This window comes from Trichodesmium erythraeum IMS101, assembly GCF_000014265.1.
Lineage (GTDB): Bacteria > Cyanobacteriota > Cyanobacteriia > Cyanobacteriales > Microcoleaceae > Trichodesmium > Trichodesmium erythraeum.
In genome coordinates, this window is record NC_008312.1 from 4,535,447 (window position 1) to 4,559,365 (window position 23,919).

Consider the following 23,919-nt stretch of genomic DNA (forward strand, 5'->3'; position numbering starts at 1 on the left):
AAAGCTAATTTACCAAGCTATTCCCAAGCTGATTCATAGACTATTGCTAGAAAGGATTTCACTAGCTGGCATTCCTCGTGTAGTCTAAGTTTCAGAGAAATAGCTACAGGCTTATTATGTAAACCAGAAATGTGCACAAGTTCCAAGAACACTGGAGGTGCAGGAAAAAAAAGGTAAGCTCACAATTCAATGTAATAAATTATGGCCATTCCCTGACAACAAAGATAACAAGCAGTAGGTTTGGTTCGCCATGGAAGTAGAAACTTATGAAATTATTGGTGTTTATATTCGGTCACGGGATGAAGATGCAGCCAAGGGTTTTATGTTAATTTACTCTGGCAAAGTAATCACAGTTTTCACTACACCTGCTCGTTCCGCTTTTGCTGTCACCTTAATCTCACTATTAGCAACACCTTTGACTACCCACTCTAAATGACAACGATAACCTCCAAGTTTAGTAAAAAAACTGAAAAAATTAAAAGCTTCACTTGCTCGCCCCTCTAAATGTTCAATTTCCTGCTTTTGTTTTCCACTCACCAACGTTACATTACCAGGTAAATTTAATATTACCTCTATTGGTTTCACACTTTTTTGTTCCAAAGCTTTTTCACTAGTATAGGTAGGCAAAAACCCTTGATTTTCTAACTGTACTACCAGATGATACATATCACCACCCTGATGCTCAACAACTACCTGACTTACTGCTAAACGAGGTGACATCAAAGCATGAGAAATAGCAAACTGACATTGTTCCTTACACAACTTTGGTAAATATTCAACAGGTGGGTTGTACCAAATTTTCCAATTCCACCCACCAATTTCAACCGTACCCAGTTGGGGATGTTCAAATGTTTCCCAGTCAATAAAACCTGTGCCACCCAATTTTTCATCATTCCACTGCATCATTTTTAGATCGTCTGTAACAGGATGGCGTTGTAACCACTTAATATAATCATTCTTCTTAACACCTGCTTCTGTGGGTGCATCCCAAAGCTCTATAGAAAAACCAAACCAACCAAAGCGATCATAACAATAGTCAACCATTCCACCATAAATTTTTTCACTGTTAGGGTACAAAAAGTTATGATAGATTGAAATGCATTCATAACCGGTAATTGCAGTACCTTTCTCCCCTATCAATTTGTAAATTTCCAAATCTTTTACAGGAAAATGTTCGTCTGGATAAGTACAGTAGGAACGTAAAATTACTCCAGAAAACGTATGATAGTTAATAAAACCATTAATATTAGGATGTTCTCGCCAAAATTCTGCTACAGCAAGAGTTTCAGGTTCAGAAAAAGGAAAATCCCCAGCACCTTTTTGTTTTCCCTCTGGCTGCCATTCGTGGGGATAGTTACGATTAAAATCTATTCCTCCCTTACTAGGGGCGACTTTAATATTGTAACCATCATAGTTTTTAATCATTCCCTCTGGTAAAATACTGTAGTAGGTACCTCCAAATTCATCGGGTTCGCGAGGCACCATAATTCTTGGGTCTTCTGATGAGATTTTCCAAGCCCCACAGTTATCTTTGAGTCGCATTTGCAAAATTAATCCATCTCCATTTATGTCTTCCCAGTGAAGACCATCCTTTTCTTCAGGATAGGGATAATGACGAATACTTGAGCGCACAATATAAGGAGTTGTTAAATATTTTTCGGCCCCATCAACAGCAATTCGAGGTAGTATATAAATTGTGTGGTTGTCCAATAGATAAGTGACTTGAGGATTGCTATTATAATTATTTAGTAGATGATAAATAATATATAGGGCAACTGCTGAACCTGTAACTTCTACCGCATGAATGTTACCATCAATCCAATATCCAGGTTTTTCCCGAGCTTTTCCTGTATTTTGATTGGTAAGAGTAGCTAAGAAGATATCTAGTCCGCCGTAGCTTTTTCCAATAACTTTTAATTCTATTAAATGAGGATTTTTTTCCCTCATTTGATGTAGAAAATTTACTATTTCTTGATATTTATAGTAGTGGCTAAAATCAAACCCTGATTTTGTCATATTAAGTTATTTAATCCTTAAAAATTAAGTTTGTATTTTTCAGCATTATTAAACTAAGTGTGAAGTTAAAATTATGAGCTTTGAGTATAATTATTAGCCCATTTCTTACTTCTGATAATTATGTTCCCACTTCCACACGCTACTAGAAATCAAGTTTGTTAATATATGGGCAATAATTGGTATTAACAGATTACCTGTTGCTAAAGCACTGTATCCTAATACAAGACCAACTATTGTTGCCCATATCATATAAGGCCATTGTTGCTTACCATTCAGATGTAAAACACCAAAGAAGACACTTGAAGCAATTAATGCCACCGTATCTAATCCCAAGGCGGATAAGGCTACACCTCTAAATAGTAATTCTTCACTTAATCCTGGCAGTAAACCCAACCATACTAAATCAGGCCATAGTAGTGGACTTAGCACTAAAATTAAATATTTGTCTGCACTACTACGATAAGCTGGCCAAATACGATAAATTATAGCACTGGTAGTAGTAATACTTAGGGCGATCGCTATTCCCCAAAACAACGCCTTTAAATTCCAACTTACAGGCAATAAATTCACACCAAATAGCAGGCAGATTTTAGAAATTGCCAGTAATACTAATGCTGTTACTCCCATTGCCACCAACACTTGGATGCGAGTTAGTGGTTCTATGTCCGGATTTTCAGGAATTTTGTCTGTCACTTGTTAGCTATCAAATAGACTAATGGTTTTCTCTCTAGTATATTGTATAACAATTTTCAGACTGCTGAGTTATAAAGTTATAGTCAGGACTTAAGCAAGAACACTATATATAATAGTGCCTACTAATTTAGGGTATCTCTTAAAAAATTATAGCGATCGCCTCAAAGTAGATACCATATTTAAAACCAGGGTAAAAAGCACATAAAAAATCAAAATAGCCATGAATCTTATTGTGGGCTCCTTCAATTCTTGGATCAAATAGTCTAAAAGTAATTTCTGTTTTACTTGATTAATAGTTTTTTCTATTTTTACGGCTAATATTTTTAATATTTTCTATAATCAAATGGCACAATTTATGTGATTTTTATTAATTTTTATAAGACAATATTGACAAGATTAAATACCTGTTAATTTACTTAATTATGGTGTGAATTTTTCAATTTTATATCTAGTTTTAATCTCAAAATTATACAGCTCATACTGAAGAGTAACTTAAGTCATTAATTATCAAACATTATGTTCTATTTGTGGAAACATTTTCCCAAAATAGCTTGACTTTTTTTATCTCAAAATAATTCCTTTAATTTTAATTATTTAATCTAATATTTTTTCTGATTCATTCCAACTTAACTATCCTATATTTTTGACTTTTATACACTACGAGTATCATCTACTATATAGTTTATTTTTAAAGACAAGTAATAGATTTTTTCGATATTATATTAGTGCAATTAGTCTTTTTGTTACATATCAACTATCCATTAATACTATTTAAAATAGTAATTTCTTCTTTTTTACTACATTTAATATCATTTATTAAAAATAATATATTTCGTTTTTTAAATCATTATCTAGAACATAAATACGATAATATATTATCCCAAATTATTCAATTTATGGATTAAAATATATATAATTTACCACCCTAATACCAGGAATTAATTTGTACTAATTAATACTGTAATGTTGCCTGAGAAACTTAATTTTAACACCATATCCCTTGTTAATAACTGTATAATCAAAAATCAAATAAACTTCTGTGTTAGTAACAATTATTCTTTTTGAACATTTTGAAATAATTATTTGCGGTATTTTTTTCTATTTTTCAATAAATATTTATCATGTGATGGCTAATATTTTAGATTTAGTTTAGCTAAATCTGTGGTGGTTTAATTTGTATAAAAACCAAGTAAATATTGACAGTAATCAATATATTTAAAATTAATATAGGAGCTAAATTTTAGCGTTATATAATAATATAATAAATACTAGTATTTGGGTAAAAATTATTTATATAGCAGTCGAAGTATAGCACTATAGGTAAGTAAGAAGTAAAAAGTAATCTCTGACTGAATTTTCAGATTTCGCAATTTCCTAATCTTTGTTTCGACTACTATAATTAGTAACATTTATAATTATGAAAATAAACTATATTAGCTAGTCTTTATATGAGTTATAATGATTTTATAATTCAGGCGTTGGCGAAGCAAAGAGGCAGTTATATTGCTTAAAAAACTATAGAGATAGCCTAAATTAGTAGATACTATATTTAGTAGATACTATATATAGCAATCCCATATTGGTCGCAACAGATATAATAGTAAGAATAACAGATCTAAGAAAAAGACAAAAAATGAATATTATAGATAAACTAAATGATTTTATTAATCAAACAAAAGAGTCTAAAGAAATTAAAAGGGCCTTGGCCGTAAAAATGACCTTGTCAGGAAAATCCTACCATGAAGTCAAAGAATTATTAAATGTTTCTCACAGTTTTATTAGTGAATGGAAAAACCAAGCATTATTTCATGGTGTAGAAAGTTTAAGGCTTCAGTATCAAGGGAGACAAGGTTACTTAAAAACGGTCGAAAAAGAGAAAACAATTGAGTGGTTGAGAGCACAAGATTATCTTAGGTTATCAGATTTAAAAAACTACTTACAGGAGCAATATGATGTGGTTTTTGAGTCTAATCAAAGTTACTATAACTTGTTTAAAGAAGCGGGCATAAGTTGGAAAAAAACTCAAAAAAAGAATCCTGCTAAAAATGATGAATTAGTAGAAGTTAAAAGAAAAGAAATACAGGAATTTTTAGCTAAATGGCAACCAGAAATAGAAACTGGAAAGCTTACAGTGTTTATGATTGATGAATGTCATCTTCTATGGGGAGACATATTAGGTTATGCTTGGGGAAAAACAGATGAAAGAATAGAAATTGCAATTAAAAATGAAAAAGAAAGACAGACTTATTATGGAGCTTTAGACTATAAAACCAAGGAATTTCTTGTGCAAGAATATGAGAGTGGAAATACTAAAAATACTATTGAATTTATTAAATATTTGCAGAAGCAAAGACCGGGCAACAAATTGGCAATATTTTGGGATGGGGCAACTTACCATAACTCTCAAGAATTTCGAGAATATTTAATGACAATTAATCAATACTTATCAGAAGAAGAATTGTTGATAAATTGTACAAGATTTGCTCCCAATGCTCCGGAGCAAAATCCTGTTGAAGATATTTGGTTACAAACCAAAAATTTCAGTATTACTTTTTATCATCTTTGCAGTTCTTTTAAAGTAGTTAAGTGGCTATTTAAGTTTTTTGCGGATGGTCAAATATTCAATTTCCCAAAACTTTTTCAGTATGAAATTTTGCCGCAACCTACTTAGGATTGCTATATATTGTCTTTGCATAAGTCCTGATATTAATAGAAAAGAGTTTCATAAGAAAAAGGTACGGAATATTAATACTCAATTCTAGGAATTGATAATATTTTTGGTCTTAAAGCCTCTGGACTAATACCTGCCTTATGAGCAACTAACACCCCCAAGGCTTCTAAATATGAATTTACCTCCAGCGCCTTGATCCCCAACTTTTCAGGTGATACCTGCATATAGGTTTTATTTTCTTTGACGGCAATAATTTGTGCTTTAGTTTGACTGAAACTTATCACCGCACTACCTCCACAAGCTGTCGCAGGTACAACCACCGCATCAACTTGTTCTGCCCAGATGCTGTTAGGAAGTGCCAAACCATCTCTGAATGTGACTAACTGTGGCGCACGACTCAAACCAACTAAAACACAAGGCAAAAACGTATAACCCATTTCTTCCGCGGCAGACCGGGGTGATAAGTTAGGGTCTAGAGGTAGGGGTAATAAAGCAGGAGCATGAGCACAGGGTATTTGAAAAGTTTTGACAATTAAATGACTAATAACCGCCTCTGCTCCTGCCAGAGGGTCAACTCCTTGACCATAACGATATTCTTGCAATGCTGTACTACCTTCGTCATCCGGAAATCTAGCAACAACAGCGATCGCCTCTGCCTTTCCTTTGTGAATTAGGGTATATGCTGCTCGTAGCAAGCTATCAGGATTAGCTATTGTGCCCCAGGACGCCCCAGACTCAGACTTTCGTAGTTGTACTCCTAATGGCAAGTCAGTCACAATGTAATCTGTAAGATTTAGACCTAAAGTTGCTCTCGTAGCATCGGCAGCTTGTAAATGGCGCAGTTGTAATTCTGGCTCAATGGCCTGGTCAAGGATTAAACCCACTCGGTTTTGATGTACTGGTTGTAAGCCATACCATCCTTGAGCAAATTTGTCAATAGCATACCCTTCTACATAGAGAGCATTAGGTAATGACCAATAAAGTTGTGCCCCATTGAGAACATTAGGGTGAGTTATCAGAAGATCGCAGGTTTGTGCGATCGCTCGTGCTACTGGCAAACCATCACCAGCATAACCCCCAATAGATGCACCGATACCAGTGGGTATAATTAAGACTACTGTATAAGGACGTGGTGTCAAGTTAAAAGTCAAAAGTCAGAAGTTAAAAATTGATTATTGTAGTGGACTAACACATCTAAAATATTGCAATAGTAGTGGTGGGTTCTAGTTTCAATTAGTGAGTTTAACCATCAGATTAAATAAACCGACCCCAAAATCTAGGATAGTTATTTAGGGCTAAAACCTATAAGTGGTTGTGCAAAATTAATTACAAATTTACACAAGCTGAATTCTTGGCCTTCTAAAAAGCACAGATAATTAAAATAGGTAAATAATTTTCCTGAGGTACTTCTCATGTTTCTTGAAATACTTAACTATGGAAAAATTTTAGGTAATTGGGAGCAATTGATGTTATAAAAACATTTTTATTATGGCTAATTAATGAGACTTGATATTAGACAGTGAAAGCTATCTATAGGGGTTTTAATATCAATATTCTACCTAAATTTAAGAGTACATAAGTGCATAAGTTTCAAAATCTCTGTCTTATTTGAATAATAAAAACTGCTATAAAATCTTTCTATACTTATCATTGAATATGTGTAATACTAGTTTCTATACATTAACACTATACTATATACTAATCCTAAATAATTTTGAATATAAATCAGGTATCATGGAAAAGTACAATTGTTGAGTTTATATGATTTTACATATTATACTTTCTCTAATATAATAATAGATTGCTATAGACTATACTTTAGTTCTTAAGTAATTAACACAAAGGGAATAACCTTTTTGCAAAATTCAGCTTTGTCAGTGTTGAAATTTGTCGTCATGTCACAACATATAGATTTATCTCAAATCAACTGTGTAGAGTCTCTTGAAGTCAGTATATAAATCTTATCATATAGCTAGTTTTTTTTCATTCCTACCTACTTAACCCTAAGTTAATGTTAATTATTCTTATGTTGTAGGAAAGTTTTATGCAACGTCCAACAGAGAGGCATGGAGGTTGTATAAAACTTCCCTAGCTACTCTCCCTCCAAAATCTACATTAGGGGTGAGTCCTCTAGTCAACAAAATGTAGAAAAGTTGTGAAGAAATGGTACTATTTATATCCAATACAGGCAAGATGCCTGTACTACAAATAAAATTATTTTTCTCAGCTGTGGGTTTCATCAAGGGTTAGGCACTATTGTAGGCCATATCCTTATGTAGATAGGTCTAAAATTAGTAGGTACTTTGGCTTGTTTTACAAAACATAAAACTAATTAAAATTAATGAGACAAATTGTTTATAGTAAGAGAGTTTATTTTTCACTAAAAAGAAAAAACATTATTGGAAAAATTAATTAATGTTTATGAAACCTAATTCCTAAAAAAACATCGTAAAGAAAACTCCAAAAGTTTTTTCCTTGCAAGAGTCCCAAAGATTGAGGAGAGCCTTTAACATCTAAAAGTGGTTTCATTGCCTCATAAGCAGGTTTGTAATTATACCAAGGGATAGAAGGCCATAGATGATGAATTAAGTGATAGTTTTGTCCACAAATCAGGATATTGAGAATAGGACTGGGATAAACTCTAGCGTTGTGCCAGCGATCGCGCTCTTGAAAGGGGCGGTGAGGCAAATAATCAAAGAATAACCCTAGAGCTATACCTACCACCAAAGCGGGGCAAAACCAGAAATTCAAAATATAGCCCAGAAAACCATAATAGATAGATAACCCTACAATAATAAAGACTACTAAGCGACTGAAAAACCATTCCCATAGCTCAAACTTTCGCCACAGTCGTCTTTTAAAAAAGAATATTTCATGGTAAAAAAAACGAGCTGCAATTAGCCATAGTGGCCCACCAGTAGAAACGAAATGATCTGGGTCATTTTCTGGATCGTTAACGTGAGCATGATGTTGTAGATGTACTCGTGTAAATACTGGAAAAGCAAAACCTAAAAGTAAAGCACTCCCATGACCTAAAATAGCATTAATTAAACGGTCTTTGTGAGCCGAATTATGGGACGCATCGTGAATGACTGTTCCTGCCATATGTAAGGCTACTACATTCATTAAGAAGCAGCACCAGCCAGGAAAGTGCCAGTAAAAGTAACCACAGGTTGAGAAAATTACTATTCCTAAAGCACTCAAAAACATTAGTAAGTTAGTATTTAAGCCTCCAGATGAGTGAAGTAACTCTCTTGGGACTGTTATTTGCACTCCTGCCTCTAACATTATTATTTTTACTCCTTAATATTAATTAACATTTATTTTCGTAGCATAGGTTAAATACAAATTTTTGTAAATGTATGTAAAGCAATATTAAGTAATATAGTATGATTATTATTTTTGTCAAGAGAGAAAATCAAAAAAGTTAAGGATGAACCCCATACCTTTAACAGAGAAAAATATTTTTATTGTGGCTAACTCATTGAACTTTTTTCCAGAAGTAAAATATATTCACAACAATTTCTGTAAGTATAGGAGGTTATACCTAAGTTTACCCCCAGACAAATTTTATAGCAGTTCTTAAATCTATGAGTTACAATTCATACATTAGCGCATTTTTTTAGTTATCCTTTATAAAAAACTTCTAAAACCCTCTTCTGAAGTGGGGGAAAGGAAGATGGCGGGATAATGATCGCAAAATTAAGTGGGCAGCTATATCGCTCCTTGGGACTTGAATGACTTAATCATTTCATCGAATGCTTTGCTCTCTGCATTACCTAATCTTTCAACACGGCTTATTCATAGTATATTCTTCTCCTACATGAATATCCAGGAAAATCATGTATGTAAATGAGACCAAGATTTAATAACATTGTCTGTCATTTGAGTAATGTTTTGGCATTTACTTTCTCCCTACAGTCCCCCTAAAGAAGAACGATAACCTTTCTTTTGAACCAAATTTTTCCAGAAGTTACCATATTTATAAAACCATTTTTAGTCGGGATAGATGTAAAACAGACTACCTTTATTTAATTCACGGAACAGGTATTTTTAGGTATAGGTCAAGCTAGATGATGGATATCAACTAATTTAGTTCATTTTTTCCAAAAGTCCAGCTAATAAAACGTAATATGAGATATCAATATTACCCATGAATATAATAACTAATAAATTAGAAAATTATGTCAAATTAGAACTTGCCCTAGAAGTTGACTAGCATATGTATTTTTAGCATTTGTGTGCTGAGTACTTCTTTTATGTTTATTTGTTAAATAAATCTGAAATTTTTTTTTTTATGACTATTTCTGGCGTAATTACTATCATAAATAATTAAAAATCAAGATATTTATCCTACTTCACCTATCTACTAATACCCTAAACTCATGGAACTACAAAATTATCTGCGTCGCACTAAAATAGTAGCCACTATTGGCCCAGCCACAATTAAGCCTGATGTACTTCGGGAGCTAATTAAAGCTGGTGCTACAACCCTGCGACTCAACTTTTCTCATGGAACTCATGAAGATCATCAGAATAGTATTCGCCTTATCCGGCAAACCTCTTTTGAGCTGAATCAAACGGTGGCTATTCTACAGGATCTTCAAGGACCAAAAATTAGATTAGGAAAATTTGAAACAGGCTCAATATCTTTAGAGGATGGAGACCCTTTTATTTTGACGAGTCACTTGAAATTAGGAACTCAAAAAATTTCTTCTGTAACTTATGAACCTTTGGCAGATGAAGTGCCGGAAGGGGCAAAAATTCTCCTTGATGATGGCAAAGTAGAAATGTTAGTGGAGAAAGTAGATAAAACAGAGAAAGAACTACATTGTCGTGTTGTAGTCGGTGGTACTCTTTCTAATAATAAAGGTGTTAACTTTCCGGGAGTTTATCTGTCAATTAAAGCACTGACAGACAAAGACAGAAAAGATTTAATGTTTGGTCTTGACCAAGGAGTAGACTGGGTAGCGCTTAGTTTTGTTCGTAACCCCCAGGATGTTATAGAGATTAAACAATTAATTGCTAATGCGGGGAAAAAGGTTCCTGTAATTGCTAAAATAGAAAAGCACGAAGCTATCGAACAAATGGAAGAAATTTTGGCTTTGTGTAATGGGGTGATGGTTGCCCGTGGTGACTTGGGGGTGGAGTTACCTGCAGAGGAGGTACCTCTGTTACAAAAACGACTAATTTCTACTTCTAACAGGATGGGAATACCTGTAATTACTGCTACCCAAATGTTAGATAGTATGGTGAATAACCCCCGCGCTACTCGTGCCGAAATTTCTGATGTGGCAAATGCAATTATTGATGGTACTGATGCTGTCATGTTATCAAATGAGACAGCAGTGGGTAAGTATCCTGTGGAAGCTGTAACAACAATGGCAACTATCGCCAAACGCATTGAGCAAGAAGTTATTACTTGCAACGTTTCGAGTATGAATGATACAGGTCATTCTATTCCCAATGCTATTAGTCATGCAGTTAGTCAGATTGCACAAGAGTTAGATGCAGCAGCTATTATGAGTCTGACAAAAACCGGTGCAACAGCACGCAATGTATCTAAGTTTCGACCAAAAACTCCTATTTTAGCAGTGACTCCCCATGTGGATGTGGCGCGACAGTTACAACTTGTATGGGGAGTGAAACCACTATTAGTATTGGATTTACCTTCTGCAGGTCAGACTTTCCAATCAGCCATTAATGTAGCTCAGGAAAACGAGTTATTGGTTGATGGAGATTTAGTAGTTATGACTGCGGGTACTTTACAAGGCATAGCAGGTTCAACAGATTTAATTAAAGTTGAGGTTGTAACTGCAGTTTTGGGTCAAGGTACTGGAGTTGGTCAAGGTTCTGTGAGCGGTCGTGCTCGGGTTGCTCGTAATTCGACGGAGGTTCGGGATTTTAACCATGGAGAAATTTTGGTGGTTAATCAGACAAATGCTGAGTTTGTGGAGGCAATGCAAAAAGCTTCTGGAGTGGTGACGGAAGAGGATAGTGTTACCAGTCATGCTGCAGTTATTGGTTTACGTTTGGGGTTGCCAGTGATCGTGGGAGTGAAGAATGCGACTAATGTAGTTCGGGATGGAACAATTTTGACGTTGGATGCTCAAAGAGGTATGGTTTACTCTGGAACTAATCGAAGGTAATCAGTTATCAGTTTCTGATGCCAGGATCGGAGTAGCAATCAAAAAGTATATGCTTTGTACTAGGGTAAGAGCGATTTCTATCTTATTGCTCAAGCTCTATTACAAGCTTTAGTTATAACTCTTTAACCGAATAAAATATTATAGCACTACGTTAATTGGTTAGGATATATAATTACTACTAATTAATTAAACTATAAGAAAGACTATGTCTGCACCCTATAGCCAGACAAAACACATCTAATTTTTTTGACAAATGACCAAGTCAGAATATAATTTAAGAATAGGCTCTGGGAGCATATTGGATACTTCCTAAAATAAATACGAACGCTATCAACAATTATAACCATCAAAAAAAGCTCAACAATAATTAACATTGTTACATACAAATAGGCTTTTAGGAGTCGGTGAGTTGAGCTATGAACGATAAGGAACAGGAATATCTTTCCAATCAAGATCATTAATCAGTAAACCGACAGAATATTTCAATATTTCCACCGACTTGTGACTTACACAAAGTTTTTCGGTGTAGCCTAGCTAAATAGTTCCTAACTCTTGTGTTTTCTCTTTCGACTATGGTCATATACGTTTTACTAATAATCTGATTCCATTTGAGTTTAACTGTGGATATACTTTCCACCCATCAGCTCACATAGAAATAACAGTTCTACTTTTCGACCTGTGCTCATAAGGGTTCAAAGGTTTCTGCAATGTGCTCTCCAATCACCCACTCCAAAATACCTCTGTTAAAATGATCTACAGCGTTCCAGATCCAAATCTTGTTTTTTTTCTCCAGTTCATCTAATTCTCCTACCTGGGGAGTCCTAGGGAGGAGAATAACTGTTAGGTAATAACTCACCCACTTGTTTAATTCAATTGATTATGGTATTGTAATGATTTTTTTTAAGAAAGAGCGATCGCTCTTTACCCAATTCCATTAACATACATTGTCAAACATTCATATTTAAATTCATCAGAATAACCCTGCGCTAATTGATAATTATCAATAAATTGGTGAGAAGAATTAACACAGATGTAGTTTTGTTTCCCTTGTCGATATATTCCGTTTTTGCGGATATTATCAGATCTACATTCTCGGTATTCCATGATTTGAGACTATAGAGTTAAAATTTATTTTAATAATACATTAACTCATATCTTGATTCACCAACGATAGCTTTTAAATTAGAAAGTTATGAATGATAATTGTTATCTAAATACTCTCAATATTTAACAATAAAAGTTCTGAAAAAAAGAGTATTTATGAATATTTTAGTAAATTATAAGACCCCAGATTTGAGAGAACAAAACACCAGAAATTAATTGATGTTATTACAATTATATTTGTGATGTAATTTGTGTCACGGATACCTGGATAGATATAGAATTTTTAGGTAAATCTAAAAGTGAATAGCTAAATTTTTTTTGAGAACTGCCTAATGGAACTCCATCTCACCATAAAGCTTGGGCGAGTTTTTGCAAGTCTTGAGCCTATTAATTACAGCAATGTTTTTTGCCATTTAAGTCATTAAGTCAAATAACTGAAGTAGAAATAATAGCAATTGATGGTAAAACTCTCAACAGGGTTTGGTTAATGTATAAGATCATTGGAAGCTTGTGCTACAATTACATAAAAATTATTTTACAAATATCTTAATCACCGATGACTCAATCTTTCAAAACTCCTACTCAAACTCCTCTCCTTGGTTTATCCTTAGCTAAGTTAACTGAGTGGGTGCAACAACAGGGACAACCTGCTTATCGAGGTAAACAACTATATCAATGGATTTATCAAAAAGGGGCTAAGTCTCTTGCAGATATTACTGTATTTTCCAAACAATGGCGTGAGGAAATTAGTAATTTTCCTATTGGTCGTTCTGTCATACATCATCGCTCTGTTGCTCCAGATGCTACAGTTAAATATTTGCTAAAATTATCAGATGGCAATATAATTGAAACTGTGGGTATTCCTACTTATAAACGCTTAACTGTTTGTGTTTCTTCTCAGGTTGGCTGTCCAATGGCCTGTGATTTTTGTGCTACTGGTAAGGGTGGTTTTAGCCGTAACCTAGAAGCACATGAAATTATCGATCAAGTACTAACGGTGCAAGAAGATTTTGAGCGACGGGTCAGCCATATCGTGTTTATGGGAATGGGGGAACCTCTGCTGAATACTAAAAATGTTTTGGCTGCAGTTAGGTCTCTGAATCAAGATTTAGGTATTGGGCAACGTTTGATAACTATCTCGACTTCGGGGATTCGTGATCGCATCCGGCAATTAGCTCAACATAAATTGCAGGTGACCCTTGCTGTTAGTCTTCATGCTTCTAATCAAAGATTGCGGGAACATCTGATTCCTAGTGCTAAGTTTTATCCTTTAGCTGATTTGATATCAGAATGCCGTGAATATGTCAAGATAACAAAGCGGAGAATTAGTTTTGAATATATTTTGTTAGCAAGTTTTAATGATTTACCAGATCATGCTAGAGAATTAGCAAAAAATATGCGTGGGTTTCAGTGTCATGTTAATTTAATTCCTTATAATCCTATTAGTGAAGTTGATTATCAACGACCTACTCAGGAGATGATAAAAACTTTTGCTAATGCTTTGGCAGAACAAAATATTGCAGTTAGCATTCGTTATTCCCGTGGTCTAGAAGCTAATGCAGCTTGTGGACAATTACGGGCTTCGCGGGTTTAAAATCAGTTATTAGTTATGGCAGTATGTAAATAAGTTAGGACATTTATAAATACTCAAACTCAGTCAAAAATTACTTCTGATTTCTGATATTAAGTTTCGTATCATCGGTGTTATTGTTATGAGCGTTGGGGGTAATGAGTTAGTGAAGTTTGGTATCAGGTTGGGCAAGCTAAACCTCTATAAAAGACATAATCTAAAATTTTGGTAGATCAGGACTTACGCAAAGACACTATATATAGTGCATGATAAAAAAGCGCGATCTTTACTATAGTTTTATGCGCACCTGGCGATACGCCACGCGGAGCAAACGCTTAACTACTTTAATTCAAAAACACTTTAGTTACTGGACAGTACAAAGTTCTCGGTAGAAAAAAATATTCCCCGCTAAAAGTCGGGGAATCGTGCATACTGGTTAATGATTCTTAAATTTGACCAGCTCTAATACTTTCAGGATGCACGTAATACGTTGTCTAGAGCCAATCTTGACCAACTTACGTCCAGTGTTTAGTAGTCATGCTACTTATGAATGTTTCGTTATACGTACGAATTTGGGGAATTCTTTTATGCAACCAACATCAGGCAGTTATGAGTTATCGACTTACTGTGGGACTAACACAACATTACTACACCTAAACTTTGCACTGGTTCCATTCCCAGGGTGATTAGTGCCCAAAAATTATCCACCATGTAGAATGAATGTCTAGTTTGTAGTTAGAACTTATCCATACTGGTAGCTATATCATCCTTGATGCTTATTTTGCTTCTAAAGAGTTGATTAAAGAGTTGAGGATTTACTTGCGACACTTAATTAGAGTTTACTGAATAAATATAAAAAACTTACACAGTAATGATTTTAGGTATTTTTCATCATAAATAGTATCTAATTTTCAGCTAAAATAAACCTCTATAATGCACACACTATGTACAAAAAAGTTGGCCAACCTGATACTCCACCAGAAAATTTTCAACTGCCGTTTAATGGCTAATTATCCCCAGAAAATCCTTGGGTAGTGATGGCTAGTTTAATTTCTTAGGAGAAATATGAAGATGTATATGTAATCTTTTTCTCTACCATACATAGGAGCACCTGGATGAAATTTAGAATGGAATTAGGGGCGTTAATTTTGTTTCATTTTAGAGAAGGAATAGGTACAGATTTAATCAATAAAATTAATTGAGATGTGGTGAAAAATTAGAGTAAAAATCAGGAAGATGAAGTAAAAAAAACAACCTTATTAGAAAAAATAAAGGAGTGTAAAAATAAAAGTAAATTAATTATAGATGCCACCTGCGCTCTCTCCGATATCAACTATCTGATGCACTTAAATCTATTAAATAATGGCATAATTAAAACCGAAATTATCTAATATATTCTATTAAAATGCTGTTAAAAGCTAGTTTCAACAAAAAATTATTACTCACATTCAAACAACAAGAAAGGAATATTTAAAGGTAGAAAAAAAAGACGAAAAACTCCTAATTCTATTAGGGAAACTATAAAAAAAACTGAAATATTTAAGTAAAAAATTAAGCAATTAAAAGTCTGTTAATTGAGAATTTTTCAGTTATGAAAATTTGAGTACTAGACAATATAAAATATTGTTGGATTTTCGTAAATTTTATAATCAACAACAATTAATGTGGGATAACAAATAACAACGAATAAATAAAAAAATAGTAAGTTTAAATCAACCTGATATGCGTCCAATAGTAAGAGGAAAAAGGGGAAAAATACAGAATTTGGAGCCCAAATATCTGTAAGTTGTATAGATGGATATATATTTTTACATAGAATAAATTCGGATAACTATAAGGAATTTCAAGATTTAAAGGCTCAAGTTGAATAGTGGAAAAAATACACGGGTTATTATACAGAGTCAGTTCATACAGACCAAATTTAGCTAACATGAGAAAACGGAAAATTCTGTAAAGACAAAGGTATTAGAATCAGTGGTTCATTAGGGAAGAGCACCCAAAAATATTGATAAAGAACAGAAAAAATAAGCTCAGGAGCGATGAAAGATTAGGTCACCATATTGAAGGTAAATTTTGCCGGTGGCAAAAGAGGATTTAGTCATAAAAAAAGTAATAGCTAAACTTTCTAAAACTTCCACAACTGCAATCGCAATTACTTTTTTGACTTTTTTAGTAATCAACCTTTTTACCCTCTTCAAAGAGGCTTTTTCTCTTTTTTTATAGTTTTTTGTCTGGGTGTTTTTAATAATTTCAACTTCTAGTTGAATAAATGATGATAATTTTTGATAAACATCAATTTTTATTGAATAAAAAATCAACTATTTTCATACTTTTTCAGCAAACCTTAATTACCAGAGTCCGATACAATGCAGTTGGGAAATATCCTCCACCAACACCACTCCTCAAACGCAGTCGTCGCAGATCTTGCGTTTGGGGTTAACAGTCAAATTACGCAACTTGTTTGACGAAAAAGATTGCTTCATGACAGAAACTCTACTACTTTACACTAAGATGGTGACTCTCAGATATCGCTGTTGTGATTTGCATTGGGACTCTTCTATTGAAAGAGTTCGCTTTATACTAGCTGTGTGGGCATAAGGCCAACAAATAATCCTGCTTTGGAGTATTTTTTCAAATGAAACCAACTGTTTTATGAATACAAAAACTTTTTACTGTCCAGTTTAGTTATTTAGGTTAAAATTTGCTTCATTTTACAGCAGTTTTCAGCGGAGCAAGTGTGCCAGCTATATCGCTCTAGATAAGTATTTTATCTTGAGTTACATTTTACACTTTTGTGGTTCACTCATATGAAAAGCGCTGTAATGGAGGAAGTATAGCAGTCGAAGCATAGGTTAAGATATCAATCTCGGTTATATGAGCAAATCCGAAATAGAGAGAGCGTCCTAAGCTTTTGTTCGATTGCTATAACAGTTAAAAATCTTGACCATCACGGGGCGAAAAATAGCTGAAAGCTATATATATAAATGGATGTGCATTCGAGAATTAAATTATACTTCAAATAAAAAAAATCCTTATTGAGAAGAAATGGGATGTAGTGCATTTAACTGTCTAGCGATCGCATTCTTTCCTCATTATACTTTTATCTACCAACCCCAGAAATATAAAATCTAAGTATAGCAAAGTTTTTGAGAATTAGTATCAGACCTTTTTTTGTATAAAAAGTTGTCAAAGCCTGTCTAAACAAGAGAATTACGTCGACGCCATAAAAAGGACTAGACCCCTTGGGAATTCAGGATTTATACCTTTTTGAAGTCAAAGCCTTTGAAAATATATGTTTTAGCCTTTTTATGGGTCTATTTTTTGAAGTCCCACTAATAAACTCCCTAAATCAACTGTGCTGAAGATGGCCTTCATCTTTTAATGGTTTGCCTTAACTCAAGAAACCAAACTTACTAAAGAAATAGTTATAGTTATTTAACTGAAAAATGATAAAAAGTTAAATGTTCAAAGTCTTGTATACCTTAAGGTATTGTACTTTCAAAAAGTCTCTCATGCCTCAAGTTCGATGACTATATATTAACATTTCCACACTTTCTTGAACCACAACCAGAATTTTCTTATTAGGAATGTAATGCAAACCATAAATTTGAACGTAAAAGTAATAACGATCAAACCATTCCTACAATGGCATCATTGAGTTAATTACTTCTGGGTCATGCTCATCTAATGACTAACCATCATTAACTTGTTGAGTTGATAAAAAATTATGACGTTGATAATATTAATTCGTCTAACTCTTGCTGCATTTGGGTGAGAACTTTTTGATAGCAAGCATCAACATAAGCGCGATCACTAGCTGCCTTACGTCCATAACGTTCAAACACAATGGGGGGACAAACCCGAGTATGGATCTGTACTGGAAAGGGGAAATTAGGCAAAGGCCCAATAGCTAATCCCCAAGGCAAACCTATATAAATAGGAAAGACCTCTGGGTCAAGATCAAATAACCACGGCATCCCCCACTTATGAAGTTGTTTTGCTTGTTCATAAAAATCAGCTAGTACGATTAAAGTATCATGAGCACCATTAGAAATCATTGGTACAATAGGAACTTCTTCACGCAAAGCTAATTTAATAAAGCCTTTACGTCCAGCAAAATAAATTTTGTTTCGCATAGAATGGGGACGGAAAACATCAGGACCCCCGCCAGGATAAACAATTACAGAGGCATTTCTTTGGAAGGCAGCGATCCCCATTTTCGGATGGGCTCTAACTGCTCCACATTGTACAGCTAAGGTTGTTGTACTAGGGAAAGCTGACCAGGCATTCTGGTGCATTAGTCCATAAACCAAACGTTTTGGACCAAACCTTTTAAACCAATCATACATACACATATGCATATCTGGAGCTGGTAAACCACCATTATGAGAGCCAACTATAAGAATTTTCTCATCAGGAATATGATGCCAACCATCAGTTTGAACACGAAAGTAATAACGATAAAACCATTCCCACAATGGCATCATCGACTTAATTACTTCTGGGTCACGCTCATCTAATGACCAACCATCATAAGGTTGACGCATATTTTGTTGATTAGCAGTCATTTCAGTTATTAGTTATTAGTTACTATATTACTATACTAATCCTAAATGATTTTGAAGATAAATAAGTTATCATAGAAAAGTGATCATGATTTGACTATAAGAGTACTTTCTCTAATATCATGATATATTGCTACATCATATTAATTTAAGTATTCAGCTTTTAGCAGCAACTACTAGGGTTAGATGATGACTTTTTTTCTTTCCTGGGGAATACTGAGCAAAGACAACTTTTAGTTCTCCTTGGAGATGAATTTCTCCTTTGAAGATAATGAGTTATAATTCATAGCTGAACTACAAAGTTTATACCCAGGATACTAGCTAATAACTGAAGGCTAAATACTTAAATATTAATTATAGCAGATTCCAGTTATCTGATTTTAAATGCTGATGAATAGTTTTAGTAAGAAGTAGCTATTTAATGGTAGGAAATGGAAATTTTTTTGGTCTATCAAACAAACTGCTACTAAATCTAGATTTAATTTCTACATAACAGTTTAATGGAGCAGTTTCAAATTCACAAAAATAAGCAGCAATTGGTTTTTTTTGAAGAGGTTGACATATTTGCAAGTTGTAACCATATTCTCTAGCTATCCTACCAAAATGATTTATAAATTTATAAATATCCATATATTCTTGCTTTTCCCAAGTTAATTGATTTACTACCAAAATTACCCATGTATCATCGGGGTTAACAAACCAAGTCTCAAGAAGTTTAGCACCAAATAAATCCTTAGTTAACCAGAAACTAGGAATGCTTGGTTTAGTTTGGGATAAAGGAGGTTGAGGTAGTTGAGAAATTGAACTTCTCGGACAGACAGGAAAAATAACTTTAGGTTTAGCAGTTGCAGGTAAAAGGAATAGGAGATCAGAAAGCAAGAAGAAGGAAAGATATAGTAATAATTTTAGATTCAACATATTAAGTAAGAAGGAATAAGGAAAAATATCTTAATATTAATTAAATCAGAAGTAAGAATGATAAATGTATTGAATCAATGAAAAAAATATTAATTATTTTAATAACGTATTCCTGGTAATTGAGTCATTAATCCTAATAATTCTAATTGTAGAAGATAACTAGAAAATTTTCCTGATGATAAATCAGTTTTTTGAATGATTAAATATCAAACAATAAGTTCAGTATAAATATGTTTAAAATCTCAGATAAAATTGGTTATAAATTTAGCTGATAAGTTTGCTTTTTATCATTAAAAAAAGATAATTTTTCCGAATATTATCCTACATCAATATCTAAAAACGGCATTAATATAAATGAGAAAATTATTAATTCTTTTGATAACGCATTCCTGGTAATTGAGTCACTAATCCTAATAATTCTAATTGTAGGAGAGAACTAGAAACTTCCCCTGATGATAAACCTGTTTTTTGAATGATTAAATCTAAAACAATAGGCTCAGTAGAAATATGTTTAAAAATCTCAGCTAACATAGGTTCTAAATTTGGCATATCAGTCTGGTTTTTATCGTTAAACAAAGATAATTGTTCCGAATATTCTTCTACATCAATATCTAAAGATGGCATGGCTCCTAACATTTCTAATAATCTATCCATAGTAATCGGAATTACCTCGGCACCTTTATTAATTAGCTGCAAAGAACCATAAGATTTTTGGTCATCTAAACGAGCGGGTAAAACATACACATCTCGACAGAATTCATTTGCCATATCTGCTGTAATTAAAGCACCAGATTTTTGTGGAGCTTCCATAATTAAAACCGCTCTACTTAATCCCGCAATAATTCTATTTCGCTGGGGAAAATGTTTAGAATTTGGTTTAGTTCCTGCGGGATATTCACTAACAGCTAAACCCTGTTTAACAACTTGTTCAGCTAAACTTTTATTTTGCCTAGGATAAACAATATCAACCCCGTTTCCAAAGACAGCAACAGTTCTTCCTCCTACTTCTAGACAAGCACTATGAGCTTCTGTGTCAATTCCTGCTGCTAATCCTGAAACAATTGTAAAGCCACTTTTTGCTAAGATTGAACTTATTTTTCGAGTCCAACGACGACCATATTCCGAAGGGTTTCTGGTGCCAACTATTCCTACTGTGGGAGTAATACCTAGTATTTCTTGCAAGTCTACTATACCTCGATAATATAGCAGAGGCGGAGGTGTGGGAATTTCTTGCAGGAGACGAGGATAGTCTGGGTCTGCTGGTGTCCAAAAATTGGGATTTTTCTCTATGTGTTGTTTGAGGAGTTGTTCGGGGTTGATGCGCGATCGCTCTTCAACTATTTTGTCTATTGTATGACGGCCAAACCCTGATATTTGGCCTAATTCTTTTGGGGTTGATGTCCAAGCTATGGCCAGGGTGTTGAATTTTTGTTTGAGTTTTTGTAGAGCAATTGGACCTAAACCACTAATGTTTGCCCATGCTAACCAATAGGCGCGTTCTTCTGTCAATTCTTTTATCCTTTGGAGTAATGATCGGTTTTGAATTTATTTTAGGCTGGGTTGAGGGAGGAAACCCAAAAAACTTTTCATAACTCAGAAGTAATTCTTGACCAAAAAAACAAGGTCTTAGGTCTACCCTTTCAAGTTGAATAAGTTATCGTATATGGTAATACTATTTTATTTGTGTGTAAAATCTTACTGCTTTTTAACATAGGGGTTTGGGAGCTATAGTCAATGAGTAAGAGTTTCGGAGTTAATTTCTAGTTTTTTAATTTTCACAACCTAAAGAAAGTATGGCAATGATAAGATGAGTATTATCCCTAAATACTATCAATTATTATGGGATATCCTCTGTATGCCCATCACAAAACTCATAAACATGGAAAGACTAGTAATATTCTCAGCGATATTATCGTTCTGAATGCCTACAAACTTTCACTAAAATTTTTCAGACTCTCTACTATCGGCGAAAATTTGAACCAGAGCAAATGCCCTAGGTTGCTACAGCCTCATGTTGAAGGTAGTAGTTTAAGATGAATTAGTCGAACAGTGAATCTCGCCTATAATACGATAGTCAGTTTGTTCAGGGCGGTCTCTCAAAAAGGACAAATGATTCATAATAGCCATGCAGAAAATCTCAAAACCTCACAGGTTAGCAGTGATGAATTTTGGTAATTTGTTCAAAAAAACAAAAACATTGTCATATGAATGAATTGACAGAAGGTGACTGTTGGATAGGCATGACTCAAGCCTCATCCAGCGAATTAATTTTAAGTGAAGTGAGTAAGTAAAGATACTGACCAGTTTATTGAAGAATTAATTTTCCACACAGAAGGGAAGACTAGCTGCAAACAATAGTATACAGATGATTGGGGAGGGGATGAACGAGTCATACACCCAGAAGTAGAGCAAATCATTGGTAAAGACCAAACCCACCATAAGGAGCGAACTCAAGGAATTGTCAGACAGCTTCTAATATCAAGTCACATTAAATAACCTTAATATCCACATTCCACACTTCTTAACATTAAATTGATAAGTTTGATCAATAAAACGCCTCGAATGCACTCCCTGAAAATCTTATAGCTATAGGCATCAATTTTCACTGTCATAAAGAATTGTAACTGATTTTCTCATAAAAAATTAGTTATTGATAAATTTTATTGATATTAAGTTCTAGAATGAAAATTTTTCCTATAAGTCTATTTGAAAATTTAAATATACATAAACATGTATGAAGATCTGCATGTCGGTTAATATAGACTAAGCAAAAAATAAAACGAATATGACTAATGCCCAAGGGAGTCAGTATAGAAGATCACCTAAGTGTTGAAGAATTAGAAAAACGCTATCCTCAAGCTAAAGAACCTATTGAACGTTCTCACTATCAAATAATCTGGTTGATAGCTATGGGCAAAACCAGTGAAGAAGTGGCTCAGGTAAAAGGATATAAGCGTAGTTGGATTTACGAGTTAGTATGGCGCTACAATCGTCAGGGAGCATAAAACTTAGGCGATAGTAGACAGACTAATCAGGGAGTCCCTCCGATGCTAACTGATGAGCAACAAGCCCAACTATATCAAATTTTGTCTGATAATGCTCCAGATGGTGGACTTTGGAATGGCCGTAAAGTGGCAGATTATCTCTGTGAATTGTTAGAACGTCCCGTTTCACCTCAACAAGGATGGCGAATTTTAAAGCAAATGAATTTTACTCTCAAAGTACCTAGACCTAGCCTAGGCAAGTCTAACCCTCAACAGCAACAAGATTGGAAAAAAAACTGACAACAGAAGTAGAAAAGTTACAAAAGCAGTACCCTGAAGCTAAACTCTCTGTATGGAGCCAAGATGAACATCGTATAGGTCTTAACCCGATACTGAGACGAACTTATGTAGAGACTGGCCAACAACCACTAGGGAGTGTCAATTTGGAAACGGGAATGGTTATGGTTGTATGCCTTCCTAGAACCAGAAACAGGCCAAACCTATTGGTGGATATTACCACAAGTCAGGACATATTTGTTTAGTACCCTACTGCAAGATTTTGCCAACCACTTTGAGATTGGAGCTAAAAAGCTAGTAATTCTAGTATTATATCGAGCTCGGTGGCATACAAGCGATCGCTTGGAGGTGCCTGATGGTATTGATTTATTCCCCCTACCTCCTTACTCTCCTGAGCTATAGCCAATTGAGAGATTATGGCCTTTGGTCAATTAAGTTGTGGCTAATCAGGGGTTTGACTCGATCGCAGAGGTAGAAGAACTGATTGAACAACGTTGTTGCCATTTACTGAGAAGACCAGATTGGCTCCGAGGAATCACTTTCTACCATTGGTGGCCTCAAGTCATGTCTAAAGATACTTATATTATGGTTAATTAATATGACTTGATATAAGTAGGTGGCATCGCCGATATGCAGAAATTTGGTAATATCTGGCTACACCCGAGAGATAACGGTTAGGTTAGCTAACGCTTACTTCAATTGGATTTGGATTCATACTCGTAAAGACAATACAGCAGCACAAAGGGCAGGATTAGCCGCACCCTGGATTTGGAACGACTTGCTAACTCATCCCACACTTTGTGGCCTGCACTACTAAGGATAATTACCCCAAGCTAGGGTTAAGACAGTTTAATAGAATTCGTGTGCCTATCCATGACAGAAAACTTTTCCAGCTTCAACTATAGTCCTTGAGCTTTTACTTATATTTAGGCCATGCACGATCGAGTAATGG

General features: G+C 34.3%; 14 protein-coding genes and 3 pseudogenes. 6 read left to right on the forward strand and 11 right to left on the reverse strand.

The window, feature by feature from the left end; all coding sequences use genetic code 11:
- Positions 1-330: 330 nt before the first annotated feature.
- Positions 331-2,016, reverse strand: a complete 1,686-nt coding sequence (locus tag TERY_RS14030; RefSeq protein WP_011612446.1) for a M14 family zinc carboxypeptidase — start codon at positions 2,014-2,016, stop codon at positions 331-333.
- Positions 2,017-2,121: 105 nt separating this feature from the next.
- Positions 2,122-2,709 carry a CPBP family glutamic-type intramembrane protease gene (locus tag TERY_RS14035; RefSeq protein ID WP_011612447.1) on the reverse strand — a complete coding sequence of 196 codons (588 nt, stop codon included), beginning with the start codon at positions 2,707-2,709 and terminating at the stop codon, positions 2,122-2,124.
- A gap of 1,633 nt (positions 2,710-4,342) precedes the next feature.
- On the opposite strand from TERY_RS14035, the gene TERY_RS14040 reads away from it, so the two are divergent.
- The gene (locus TERY_RS14040; RefSeq protein WP_011610772.1) at positions 4,343-5,380 is read left to right on the forward strand and encodes an IS630 family transposase; all 1,038 of its coding nucleotides are present in this window, start codon (positions 4,343-4,345) and stop codon (positions 5,378-5,380) included.
- Between the two features lie 74 nt (positions 5,381-5,454).
- On the opposite strand, the gene TERY_RS14045 is transcribed toward TERY_RS14040, so the two are convergent.
- From TERY_RS14045 to crtR, 3 genes are all read right to left on the reverse strand, one after another.
- Positions 5,455-6,531 carry a DUF3326 domain-containing protein gene (locus tag TERY_RS14045; RefSeq protein WP_011612448.1) on the reverse strand — a complete coding sequence of 359 codons (1,077 nt, stop codon included), beginning with the start codon at positions 6,529-6,531 and terminating at the stop codon, positions 5,455-5,457.
- An 891-nt stretch (positions 6,532-7,422) separates the two neighbouring features.
- Positions 7,423-7,620 (reverse strand): hypothetical protein, encoded by a 198-nt coding sequence (locus TERY_RS33175; RefSeq protein WP_196797043.1) that lies wholly within the window; start codon positions 7,618-7,620, stop codon positions 7,423-7,425.
- Positions 7,621-7,792: 172 nt separating this feature from the next.
- Positions 7,793-8,668, reverse strand: a complete 876-nt coding sequence (crtR, locus tag TERY_RS14050) for a beta-carotene hydroxylase (protein ID WP_011612449.1) — start codon at positions 8,666-8,668, stop codon at positions 7,793-7,795.
- A 1,097-nt stretch (positions 8,669-9,765) separates the two neighbouring features.
- On the opposite strand from crtR, the gene pyk reads away from it, so the two are divergent.
- Positions 9,766-11,529, forward strand: coding sequence for a pyruvate kinase (gene pyk, locus TERY_RS14055; RefSeq protein WP_011612450.1), 1,764 nt, complete (start codon positions 9,766-9,768; stop codon positions 11,527-11,529).
- A 414-nt stretch (positions 11,530-11,943) separates the two neighbouring features.
- On the opposite strand, the pseudogene TERY_RS14060 reads toward pyk, so the two are convergent.
- Positions 11,944-12,633, reverse strand: a pseudogene (locus TERY_RS14060) (IS1 family transposase).
- Between the two features lie 556 nt (positions 12,634-13,189).
- Here TERY_RS14060 and rlmN point away from each other — a divergent pair.
- Positions 13,190-14,227: a 23S rRNA (adenine(2503)-C(2))-methyltransferase RlmN gene (gene rlmN / locus TERY_RS14065; RefSeq protein WP_011612451.1), complete on the forward strand. Its 1,038-nt coding sequence runs from the start codon at positions 13,190-13,192 to the stop codon at positions 14,225-14,227.
- 2,006 nt (positions 14,228-16,233) lie between these two features.
- Here the strand turns inward: rlmN and TERY_RS35125 are convergent.
- The 5 genes from TERY_RS35125 to dprA all read right to left on the reverse strand — a co-directional run bounded on the left by TERY_RS35125 (position 16,234) and on the right by dprA (position 21,195).
- Positions 16,234-16,521 carry a hypothetical protein gene (locus tag TERY_RS35125; protein WP_011612452.1) on the reverse strand — a complete coding sequence of 96 codons (288 nt, stop codon included), beginning with the start codon at positions 16,519-16,521 and terminating at the stop codon, positions 16,234-16,236.
- 1,407 nt (positions 16,522-17,928) lie between these two features.
- Positions 17,929-18,771: a lysophospholipid acyltransferase family protein gene (locus TERY_RS14075; protein WP_011612453.1), complete on the reverse strand. Its 843-nt coding sequence runs from the start codon at positions 18,769-18,771 to the stop codon at positions 17,929-17,931.
- A gap of 411 nt (positions 18,772-19,182) precedes the next feature.
- Positions 19,183-19,686, reverse strand: a complete 504-nt coding sequence (locus tag TERY_RS14080; RefSeq protein WP_011612454.1) for a hypothetical protein — start codon at positions 19,684-19,686, stop codon at positions 19,183-19,185.
- Between the two features lie 98 nt (positions 19,687-19,784).
- Positions 19,785-19,886 carry a hypothetical protein gene (locus TERY_RS35130; RefSeq protein WP_196797324.1) on the reverse strand — a complete coding sequence of 34 codons (102 nt, stop codon included), beginning with the start codon at positions 19,884-19,886 and terminating at the stop codon, positions 19,785-19,787.
- Positions 19,887-20,052: 166 nt separating this feature from the next.
- Entirely contained in the window at positions 20,053-21,195 is a 1,143-nt protein-coding gene (dprA, locus tag TERY_RS14085) for a DNA-processing protein DprA (RefSeq protein WP_011612455.1), read from the reverse strand.
- Between the two features lie 330 nt (positions 21,196-21,525).
- Here dprA and TERY_RS35135 point away from each other — a divergent pair, with 330 nt between their 5' ends.
- From TERY_RS35135 to TERY_RS33180, 3 genes and pseudogenes are all read left to right on the forward strand, one after another.
- Positions 21,526-21,723, forward strand: coding sequence for a hypothetical protein (locus tag TERY_RS35135; protein ID WP_196797045.1), 198 nt, complete (start codon positions 21,526-21,528; stop codon positions 21,721-21,723).
- Between the two features lie 755 nt (positions 21,724-22,478).
- Positions 22,479-23,564 (forward strand): annotated as a pseudogene (locus tag TERY_RS28060) (IS630 family transposase).
- Positions 23,565-23,581: 17 nt separating this feature from the next.
- Positions 23,582-23,784: pseudogene (locus TERY_RS33180) on the forward strand (IS1 family transposase); the annotation flags it as partial.
- Positions 23,785-23,919: the final 135 nt, after the last annotated feature.